Below are 10,251 nucleotides of genomic sequence, written 5' to 3' on the forward strand. Positions count from 1 at the left end.
CGGTGCGACCGGTCCTTTCCGGGGGTCTGGGGCGTACCCATAAGGGGTGTACGAGTCGGGGCTGACGCGTCAGGCGGCGGGACCGCGCGGGGCGGGGCTGATGTACGGCGGGCTTGCGCGAAGCGGGGCTGACGCGGGGCGGGATCGCGCGGGGCGGCGGGTGCTCAACCGGCCGCGCGCGGCGGCGCTGTGGACGCGCGGACCTTGAGCGTGCTGGGCATGACGTTCTCGCGCTGGGCCGGCGGGCGGCCGTCCAGCAGGTCGAGCAGGATCTGCGCGGCGCGCCGACCCACGTCGACGCTGTGCAGGTTGACGCTGGTCAGCGTCGGGTCGACGAGGTCGGCGGCCTCGGTGTCGTCGAAGCCCGCCACGGACACGTCGGCGGGCAGGGCGTGTCCGTGCTCGCGCAGCCAGCGCAGCGCGCCCAGGGCCATGCCGTCGTTGAAGGCGAAGATCGCGGTGGGCGGTTCCGGGTGGGCCATGAGCCGTTCGGCCGCCGCGTAGCCGGAAGCGGCGGTGAAGTCGCCGTGCTCCATGAGGTCGTCGGGGACAGTGCGGTGCGCGTCGGCCAGGGCGCGGTGCAGCCCACGCAGCCGGGCGGCCATCGCGAGACGGTTCTCCCGGGGGCCGTTGACCACGCCGATCCGGCGGTGGCCGAGGGCCAGCAGGTGCTGGGCGACGGCGTAGGCGCCGCCCTCGTCGTCGGGGTGGACGCAGGTGAGGTCTTCGGCGGTGTAGCCGATGACCACGGTGGGATATCCGGCGGACCGCAGGGCGGGCAGCGACTCCCCGCCGGTTCCGGCCTCTACCAGCAGGCCGTCGACCTGGCGGCGCTGGACGAACCGGCGGTAGGCGGAGGCGGGTTCGTCGGCCACCTCGCGGGTGGACAGCAGCAACCCGTAGCCGCGCGAGGTCAGTTCCTGGTCGGCGCCCTGCACCAGGCGGATCAAGTGGTCGTTGGAGAAGGCGAATCCGGGGTTGTGCGGCAGGACGACGCCGATCACCTCGGTACGGCCGCTGGCCAGGGCGCGGGCACCGGCGCTCGGCCGGTAGTCGAGCGTCCGCATGGCGACCAGCACCCGGTCGCGTACGGCGTCGGTGACCGTACGGTCGCCGTTGATCACCCGGGAGACCGTCTGGTGGGAGACACCCGCCTCGGCCGCGACGGTACGCAGAGTCGGCCGATCCGACACGGGGCATCCTCGATTCCTCAGTGACCGTTCACATGACGCGTCACTCATTGTAGAACCGATCGCCGCCGAGCGGAAGAGGTACGCGCCATTGACGCCGGGTGCGGCGAGTCCTAGCTTTACCTCCCGTCAAGTGAACGGTCACTCGTGTACCGCCAGACCGGCTCGAAGGTGTCGGCCCCACGACGGAGGACCCCGAACATGAGCGAGCAGGAACCCGCAGACAATCCCCCCGCACCCCGTCACACCCCGCGCGGTACCGGCGCCGTCTCCCGCCGGCGGATGCTGGCCTACGGCAGGAACGCCGCGATCGTCGCCGGAGCCGCCGTGGCGCTTCCGGCCGCTGTCACCTCCGCGGCGCGGGCCGCCGCCCCGCCGCCCGCCGCGCCCACCGGCGCGTCAGGACCGCTCGCCGCGCCCCCGGCGGCCACCGCGATCCCGACCAACACCCTGCCGAACGTGGTCACTTCCTGGACCGGGAACACCTTCTCCGGGGCCACCGAGTGGGTGCAGGACTTCGTCTTCAACATCGCCGTCGCCAAGGACGGCACCGTCTACACCGTCAGCTTCTGGGACGAGGGCGGGAACTACGCCGGCATCTACAAGGACGGCCATCTCATCGGGAACTGCCACGGCGCGAACGGCGACGCGGTGGCGGTCAACGACTCGTACGTCTATCTCAGCGTCGGCAACGGCCTGACGCGCTTCGGCCTGAACGGCGCCGCCACCTCGCTGACCTACGCCGTGGGCAGTTCGCCCGCCGCCGCCGCGGCCTCGGCGACGCAGGTGGTCGCCACCGACCGGGCGGCCAACCTCGTCAAGGTCTTCGACGCCGCCAGCGGTGCGCTGCTGCGCAGTTGGAGCGTCAACAAGCCCGGCGCGGTGGCGATCGGCGCCAACGGCGAGATCTGGGTGGTCGCGAATGTCACGCGCGACGCCAACGACGGCCACTTCTGGCACGCCGACCCCGCGCATCCGGCGCAGATCCTGCACTTCTCCAACACCGGCGCGGCGCTGGCCGGAACGATCAGCGGCCCCTCCGCCGACTGGCTGCCCACCTCGCTCGCCGTGGACGTCCACGGCGACCTCCTCGTCGGCGACAACGGCCCGCTGCGCCAAGTCCACACGTACACCGGCCTGTCCGGTACGCCCACCCGGGCCCGCAGCCTCGGCCAGGCGGGCGGCATCGGCGCGGGGACACCGGGCCGGGTCACCGCGGACAAGTTCTTCGGCATCGTCGGCGTCGGCGGCGACTCCGCAGGAAACGTCTATGTCGCGATGTACGAATTCGGCACCTGGCTGCGGAAGTTCACCGCCGCCGGGGCCGTGGTGTGGCAGCTCCAGGGCAGCGCCTTCGTGGACTCCGCCGACTTCGACCCGGCCTCCGACGGCGTCGAGGTCTACACCAAGCAGAATCACTACACCGTCAACTACGCGCGGCAGCCCGGCACCGACGCGACCTGGCGCAGCTACACCCTCGACTCGGTCAACTACCCGCAGGACGCACGGCTGTTCCTGCCCGGCCATCACCACCACGCCACCTCGCCCTTCCTGAAGCGGCTCAACGGGCAGATGTACATGTACGTGACGGGCATGTACTGCGGTCACCTGCTCATCTACCGCTTCCAGGGCGAGATCGCGAAGCCGTCGGGGGCGATCTTCAAGGCGCACTGGTCGGGAGCCGATCCGGGCGACGACCCCAACTGGCCGCCGAACCAGCCCGCCTCTGGTCAGTGGATCTGGCGCGACCTGAGCGGCAACGGCGCGTTCGAGGCCGGGGAGTTCATCCAGCCAGGCGACGGCAGCAACTCCCCCGGCAACTGCTGGGTCTGGTACGTCGACGACCGGGGCGACATCTGGGAGGGCGGCGACCGCGACCTGCGCCGCTACCCGTTGCAGGGCTTCGACGCGCAGGGCAACCCGGTCTACACGTACGCGAGCCGGGAGACGATCGCGCTGCCCGCGCCGTTCAGCGTCGTCCGCCGTCTGCACTACGACGTGGCCACCGACGTGATGTACATGGTCGGCTACACCCCTGACCAGGTCTTCGACAACGCCCACTGGAAGGAGTGCGGCAAGGTCCTGGTGCGCTACGACAAGTGGAGCACCGGCAACCGCACCCCGACCTGGACGCTGCTGCTGCCCTGGGACACCGCCGCCAACCCGATCGTGACGATGGTGAGTCTGGCCTTCGCGGGCGACTACATCTTCATCTCCGGTATCGCGACGCGCGGGCAGATCTGGGTGTGGAAGGCCGCCGACGCCAGCCCGGTCGGGACCTGGCAGCCCGGCGCCAACGTCGGCGGCGTGGAACGTACGGGGTGGGTCGACGTGCCGTACGGCATCACCGCGACCCGCAGGTCCAACGGCGACTATCTGGTCCAGGTCGAGGACGACCTGTTCAACAAGGTGCTGCTGTACCGCTGGACGCCGTAGGGACGCGCGGGGGCGCGGACGGGCGGCCGGAGGGGTGCCGCCCGTCCGCGCCGATGCGCGCCGGTACCAGCCGCTGCACGTCGTCGCGTGTCGGTCCGTGGGGATGACGTCAACACATCGAGCAGACAGGGAGTTTCCGTGACGGACGGACAACGGGTGCGGGTGGTCGCATCCGACGGCGTCGAGCTGGACGCCGTCGTGCACCGCCCCGCGTCCGGCGCCCCCGGTGCAGAGTCCGGAACAGGGGCCGGAACAGGGGCCGGGAACAGGCCAGGGACCAGGTCCGGAACAGGCCCCGAGGGCACGGTGCTCCTGGTCCACGGAATCTCCGCGGATCTGGACGAGGGCGGGGCGTTCGTACGGCTCGCCCAGCGGCTGGCAGAACAGGGCCTGACCGCGCTGCGGTTCAGCTTCCGCGGGCACGGGGAGAGCGGCGGCGCTCCGCAAGGTGTGACGATCGCCGGGGAGATGCTGGACCTGGCGGCCGTCACGGCCTACGCCGAGCGGGAGTTGCCCGGTCCGCTGGCGGTGGTGGCGGCGAGCTTCGGCGCCGTGTCCACCGGCCTGTCGATGCCCTGGCTGGGCGACCGGCTGGCCCGGCTGGTGCTGTGGAATCCCGTGCTCGACCTGCGCCGGACCTTCCTCGAACCCGAACTCCCCTGGGGGCTGGCGAACTTCGGACCGGGTCCGCTGAAGGGCCTCGCCGAGCACGGGGAGCTGCTGATCGGCGGCCGGTTCGCCTTGGGCCGGGTGCTGTTCGCGGAGCTGGCCGCCCACCGGCCGATCGACGCCTACACCGCGGGCGGCCCGCCCGCCCTCGTCCTGCACGGGGACCGCGACGACTGCGTCTCCTTCGACATCGCCCGTGACGTCGCGGCGACGGTCCCGCACTGGGAATTCCGCCCGCTGCCCGGCGCCGGCCACGGTTTCCACTCCCCCGAGCACGAGCCCGAGGCGGTCGCGATGACCGCGCGGTGGCTCGCGCGCGGCATGACGGCCCAGGAGGGCACCGTATGACCCGGCCGGCCGGAAACCTTCCGTACCGTACGGCGCTGATCGGCGCGGGCAGCATCGCCGACGACGCCCATGTCCCCGCGATCCGGGCGCTGTCCGGGCAGCTCGACCTGGTGGCGGTCGCGGACTCCGACCCGGCGCGAGCCGCGGACTTCGCGGCGCGGCACGGCATCGCGCGCCGTTACGACGACCCGCTGGAACTGCTGGCCGTCGAACGGCCCGACCTGGTGGTGATCTGCTCCCCATCGTTCACCCACACCGATCTGACGGTGGCCGCGCTGGAGGCGGGTGCCTGGGTCTACTGCGAGAAGCCGCTGTGCGGTTCGCTGGCCGACCACGACCGGATTCTGGCCGCGGAGCGCGCGACGGGCCGCTGCTGTGCGCCGGTCTTCCAGTGGCGGGCGGGGTCGGGCGCCGCGCACGTACGCGGTCTGCTGCGCGACGGTGTGCTCGGGCCGCCGCTGCTGGCGCTGTGCCAGACCACCTGGTACCGGGGCGCGGATTACTACGCGGCCCCGTGGCGCGGTCGGCGCGCCACCGAACTGGGCGGTGCCACCGTCACGCAGGGCATCCACGCCATGGACCTGATGCTGTGGCTGATGCCCGACTGGGCGGAGGTGAGCGCGCGCATCGCGACGGTCGACCGGGACATCGAGACGGAGGACGTGTCCCTCGCCCATGTCGCCTTCGCCTCCGGCGCGCAGGCGTCGATCGTGAACAGCGTCGTGTCGGCGCGCCAGGAGTCGTATCTGCGGATCGACTGCGCGCGGGCCAGTACGGAGCTGCGCCACCTGTACGCGTACGGCAACGAGCACTGGACGTTCACCCCCGCGCCCGACCGGCCGCCGTCCACGCCCGGCTGGGACACCATCGGCGCCGAGGTGCCCGCGCACCAGGCGCCGCAGCTCGCGGACCTGGTCGCGCGGATGCGGCGGGGCGAGCCGCCCGAGCACACGGCGGCCGACGCGCGCCGCACCACCGAATTCGTCACCGCCCTCTACAAGTCGGCCGCGACCGGCCGCCCGGTCCCGCGGGGCTCGATCGGCGCGGACGACCCCTTCCACCGGTCCTGGTGGGGCGCCCCGCCCTCTCCCTGACGGCTCCCGCGCTCCCCCGGCCCGAGCACCGCGCCTTCAGCGTCGGGCGGTGCCCGGGCTCCGGCGGCGCAGGTACTCGAGGAGCAGGACGTTGGCGAGGGCCGCGGCGATCAGGAGGACGACGTTGAGCGTCGCGCTGCCCGCGCTGAGCCAGGCGGCATCGTCGCCGTCGGCGTTCGTGGTGGACGCCCACAGCCCGCCGACCCCCTTGAGCAGCGCGTAGCCGCCGTAGACGAGGACCAGTGCCGCCATCCCGAAGGGCAGGGTCACGGCCACGGCCAGCAGGTACGGAAGGCTCGTCCCGGTGACGGCGCCGAGCACCGCCAGGACGGCCACGACCGCCATGTACAGGCCCTGGACGGTCCGCCATCCCCATGTCGCGCCGCGCATCGCCGTACTCCCCCCGCCGACGAACCACCACCGCACATGACTGTAGGCCCGGCGTGCGCGCGGGGAGCCGGGAGGGCCTCGCCATACGGGCCGGAGGGGCCATACGCGCCGTACGCGTCGCATACGCCACACGCGCCGTACGCACACCGCGTCGAGCCGGGACAGGCGGCGGCGCGCCCGGCCGGGAGAGACGGCGAAGGCTCCGCGCGTCCCTCCCGGCCGTCGCGGCCGCGTCACGCGGCCGTCGGCCGGAGCCTCACAGCTCGGCGCGCACCGTACGGGCCGCCGCCACCAGATTCTCCAGCGACGCCTTCGTCTCGGGCCAGCCGCGGGTCTTCAGGCCGCAGTCGGGGTTGACCCACAGCCGCTCGGCGGGGATGGCGAGCAGGCCCTCGCGCAGCAGCGAGGCCGCCTCCGCCGCGTCGGGCACCCGCGGCGAGTGGATGTCGTACACGCCGGGTCCCGCCTCGCGCGGGTAGCCGTGCGCGGCCAGTTCGGTGGCGACCTGCATGTGGGAGCGGGCGGCCTCCAGGCTGATGACGTCGGCGTCGAGGTCGTCGATGGCCTGGACGATGTCGCCGAACTCGGCGTAGCACATGTGGGTGTGGATCTGGGTGCCGGGAGCGACGGCGCCGGTGGTGAGCCGGAACGCCTCGGTGGCCCAGTCCAGGTACGCGGGCCGGTCGGCGGCGCGCAGCGGCAGGGTCTCGCGCAGCGCGGGCTCGTCGACTTGGATCACGCAGGTGCCCGCGGCTTCGAGGTCGGTGACCTCGTCGCGCAGGGCGAGCGCGACCTGCCGCGCGGTGTCGCCGAGCGGCTGGTCGTCGCGGACGAAGGACCAGGCCAGCATGGTGACGGGACCGGTGAGCATGCCCTTGACCGGGCGGTCGGTGAGCGACTGGGCGTACGACGTCCAGCGCACCGTCATCGGCTCCGGCCGGGAGATGTCCCCGGCCAGGACCGGCGGGCGCACGTACCGGGTGCCGTAGGACTGCACCCAGCCGTGCCGGGTGGCGAGGTAGCCGGTGAGCTGCTCGGCGAAGTACTGCACCATGTCGTTGCGTTCGGGTTCGCCGTGCACGAGCACGTCGAGGCCGGTCCTCTCCTGGAAGAAGACGACCTCGCCGATCTCGGCCCTGATCCGCTCCTCGTACCCCGCGGTGTCGATCCGGCCGGCCCGCAGGTCGGCGCGGGCGGCGCGCAGGTCGTCGGTCTGCGGGAACGAGCCGATGGTGGTGGTCGGCAGCAGCGGCAGGCCGAGCCGGGCGCGCTGGGCGGCGGCGCGCTCGGTGTACGGCTGCGAGCGGCGCCCGTCGGCGTCGGTGACGGCCGCGCTCCTGGCACGTACGGCCGGGTCGCGGGTGATCGGGGAGGCGGCGCGGGAGGCGAGGGCGGCGCGGTTGGCGGCGATCTCGGCGGCGATGGTGTCGGTGCCCTCGGCCAGGCCCTTGGCGAGCGTCACGATCTCGGTGGTCTTCTGCGCGGCGAAGGCGAGCCAGCCCAGAATCCGGGGGTCGATGTCGCGTTCGGGCGCGGTGTCGAGCGGGACGTGCAGCAGCGAGCAGGACGCGGCCACGTCGACGCGGTCGGCGAAGCCGAGGAGGGTGGCGAGGGTGGCCAGCGACTTCTCGTAGTCGTTGATCCAGATGTTGCGGCCGTTGACGACGCCCGCGACGAGCCGCTTGCCCGGCAGTCCGCCGACGGCGGCGAGGCCGTCCAGATTCGCGGCGGCGGCGTCGGTGAAGTCCAGCGCCAGGCCCTCGACCGGGGCCTTGGCCAGGACGGGCAGCGCCTCGCCGAGCCGGTCGAAGTACGAGGCGACCAGCAGTTTCGGCCGGTCGGTGAGGCCGCCGAGGTCGCGGTAGGCGCGGGCGACGGCGTTCAGTTCGGCCGGGGTGCGGTCCTGGACGAGCGCGGGCTCGTCGAGCTGCGCCCAGGTGGCGCCCGCGGCGCGCAGGTCGGCGAGGACTTCGGCGTAGACGGGCAGCAGCCGGTCGAGCAGCGTCAGCGGCTCGAAGTCGGCGGCGACGCCGGGGGCGGGCTTGGCGAGCAGCAGATACGTGACCGGGCCGACCAGGACGGGCCGGGCGGTGTGGCCGAGCGCGGCGGCTTCCTTGAACTCGGCGACCTGCTTGGCGGAGTCGGCGGTGAAGACGGTGTCGGGGCCCAGTTCGGGGACCAGGTAGTGGTAGTTCGTGTCGAACCACTTGGTCATCTCCAGCGGCGCCACCTCCTGCGTGCCGCGGGCCATCGCGAAGTAGCCGTCGAGCGCGTCCGCGGTGACGGCCGACCGGTGCCTCGGGGGGACGGCGCCGACCATGACACTGGTGTCCAGCATGTGGTCGTAGTACGAGAAGTCGCCGGTCGGCACCTCGTGGACGCCCGCCTCGGCCAGCTTCCGCCAGGTCGAGCGGCGCAGGTCAGCCGCGGTCTGCCGGAGGGCGTCGGCGGTGACGCGGCCCTTCCAGTAGCCCTCGACGGCCTTCTTCAGTTCACGGTTCTCACCCTGGCGGGGGTAGCCGTACACGGTGGCCCGTGCTGCCGCGGCTGCGGACTTCGCTGTCACGGAAATCTCCTTCGCGAGATGACTCCTGGCCTCCCGGCGACGGGACGCGAGCGCGAAAGGGAGGTGACAGACCCGACGGACCCACAGTGCCCCGCAATGGCACCGGTCCGTCCGATATGCACGCCGACCCGCCCACGAGGTCACCGGGATATCCGTACGCGAACGGTCGCGTACGGGCGACGGGCAGGTCTTCGGACTCGCGGGCACGTCCGCCTGAGGCGGACACCTACTGACCGTCGCTTCCCAGGTCCGGTACGTCGGACCCAGTGCGTATGACGGCGGTCGTTCCCACTCACCGCTGCGGGGCAGTCCCGGATTCGCACCGGGTTCCCTCTTACGACGCGACCGCCTGGCTGACGGACGCGAACCTGTCGCACCGGCCAGGCTAGAGCGCGGACCACGCTCCGGTCACGTCGGACCACATTCCGGACGGCGGCCCCGGCCCTGAACCGGTCCTGAACCGGTCCTGAGCCGGCCATGACGCGGCCCTGGCCCGGTCCTGACCCTGCCATGACGCGGCCCTGACCCGCTCCTGGCCCGGTGCGCGCTCTAGCCGGAGGTGGCGCCCGCGCCCGCCGCGACCGCGCCCGTCGCCACCAGCGCGATGATGACCACGCCGAGCAGCACCCGGTAGATCACGAACGGCGTGAAGCTGCGGTGGGAGATGTACTTCAGGAACCAGGCGATGGCCGCGTAGCCGACCGCGAAGGCGATGACCGTCGCCAGCATCGTCGGGCCCCAGGCGGGCGCCGGGCCGCTGCCGAGCTTGAACAGCTCCAGGCCGCCGGAGGCCAGCACGGCGGGGATGGCCAGCAGGAACGAGTAGCGCGCGGCGGCCTCGCGGCTGTAGCCGAGGAACAGTCCGGCGCTGATGGTGCCGCCGGAGCGGGAGACGCCGGGGATCAGGGCGAGCGCCTGCGCCAGGCCGTACCAGAGGGAGTGCCGGAAGGTCAGCTCGGTGATCGGCTTGGGGCGGCGCACGGCGCGGGTGCGGTCGGCGACCGCCAGGACGAGTCCGAACAGGATCAGGACGGTGCCGGTGATCCGCAGGTCGCGCAGGCCGTTCTCGATGGTGTGCTGGAATGCCGCGCCCAGGACGGCGATCGGGACCGTACCGACGATCACGAACCAGCCCATCCGCGCGTCGTGGTCCTTGCGGCGCTCGGGGTGGAACAGCGACGCGGTCCACGCCTTGACGATGGTGGCGATGTCGCGCCGGAAGTAGATCAGCACGGCGGTCTCCGTGCCCAGTTGGGTGACCGCGGTGAAGGCCGCTCCGGGGTCGTCCCATCCGGCGAGGACGGAGACCACGCGTATGTGCGCGCTCGACGACACCGGCAGGAATTCGGTCAGACCCTGCACAAGGCCCAGGACAGCGGCGGTGAACCAGGACACGGCGGGGTGCTCCGGGGAGAGTTCGAGGGGAGGGTGGGTGAAGCGGGCGACGGCGTGCGGAGTCCGGGGCGGGGGGGGGGGGGGGGGGGGGGGGGGGGGGGGGGGGGGGGGGGGGGGGGGGGGGGGGGGGGGGGGGGGGGGGGGGGGGGGGGGGGGGGGGGGG

At 72.8% G+C, this 10,251-nt stretch carries 7 protein-coding genes and 1 riboswitch; of the genes, 3 read left to right on the forward strand and 4 right to left on the reverse strand.

The features are described from left to right. Positions 1 to 164: 164 nt before the first annotated feature. Entirely contained in the window at positions 165 to 1,193 is a 1,029-nt protein-coding gene (locus tag ACZ4EF_RS08160; RefSeq protein WP_391048314.1) for a LacI family DNA-binding transcriptional regulator, read from the reverse strand. A 198-nt stretch (positions 1,194 to 1,391) separates the two neighbouring features. Between ACZ4EF_RS08160 and ACZ4EF_RS08165 the strand changes: the two genes are divergently transcribed. The 3 genes from ACZ4EF_RS08165 (at position 1,392) to ACZ4EF_RS08175 (ending at position 5,737) form a co-directional block, all read left to right on the forward strand. After that, on the forward strand, positions 1,392 to 3,626 hold the full coding sequence (locus ACZ4EF_RS08165; protein ID WP_467503373.1) for a hypothetical protein: 2,235 nt from the start codon (positions 1,392 to 1,394) through the stop codon (positions 3,624 to 3,626). A gap of 138 nt (positions 3,627 to 3,764) precedes the next feature. Next, positions 3,765 to 4,643 (forward strand): alpha/beta hydrolase, encoded by an 879-nt coding sequence (locus ACZ4EF_RS08170; RefSeq protein ID WP_467503375.1) that lies wholly within the window; start codon positions 3,765 to 3,767, stop codon positions 4,641 to 4,643. Further along, complete coding sequence (locus tag ACZ4EF_RS08175) at positions 4,640 to 5,737, forward strand: Gfo/Idh/MocA family protein (RefSeq protein ID WP_467503377.1); 1,098 nt, start codon at positions 4,640 to 4,642, stop codon at positions 5,735 to 5,737. The genes ACZ4EF_RS08170 and ACZ4EF_RS08175 overlap by 4 nt, the downstream gene beginning before the upstream one ends. 36 nt (positions 5,738 to 5,773) lie before the next feature. Here ACZ4EF_RS08175 and ACZ4EF_RS08180 read toward each other — a convergent pair whose 3' ends face one another. From ACZ4EF_RS08180 to ACZ4EF_RS08190, 3 genes are all read right to left on the reverse strand, one after another. Further along, complete coding sequence (locus tag ACZ4EF_RS08180; RefSeq protein ID WP_467503379.1) at positions 5,774 to 6,127, reverse strand: hypothetical protein; 354 nt, start codon at positions 6,125 to 6,127, stop codon at positions 5,774 to 5,776. 256 nt (positions 6,128 to 6,383) lie between these two features. Next, positions 6,384 to 8,693 (reverse strand): 5-methyltetrahydropteroyltriglutamate--homocysteine S-methyltransferase, encoded by a 2,310-nt coding sequence (gene metE / locus ACZ4EF_RS08185; protein ID WP_467503381.1) that lies wholly within the window; start codon positions 8,691 to 8,693, stop codon positions 6,384 to 6,386. Between the two features lie 165 nt (positions 8,694 to 8,858). Next, positions 8,859 to 9,080, reverse strand: a riboswitch (cobalamin riboswitch). A 162-nt stretch (positions 9,081 to 9,242) separates the two neighbouring features. Beyond that, complete coding sequence (locus ACZ4EF_RS08190; RefSeq protein WP_402713032.1) at positions 9,243 to 10,088, reverse strand: undecaprenyl-diphosphate phosphatase; 846 nt, start codon at positions 10,086 to 10,088, stop codon at positions 9,243 to 9,245. Positions 10,089 to 10,251: the final 163 nt, after the last annotated feature.

Source organism: Streptomyces sp. NPDC025721, assembly GCF_055558595.1.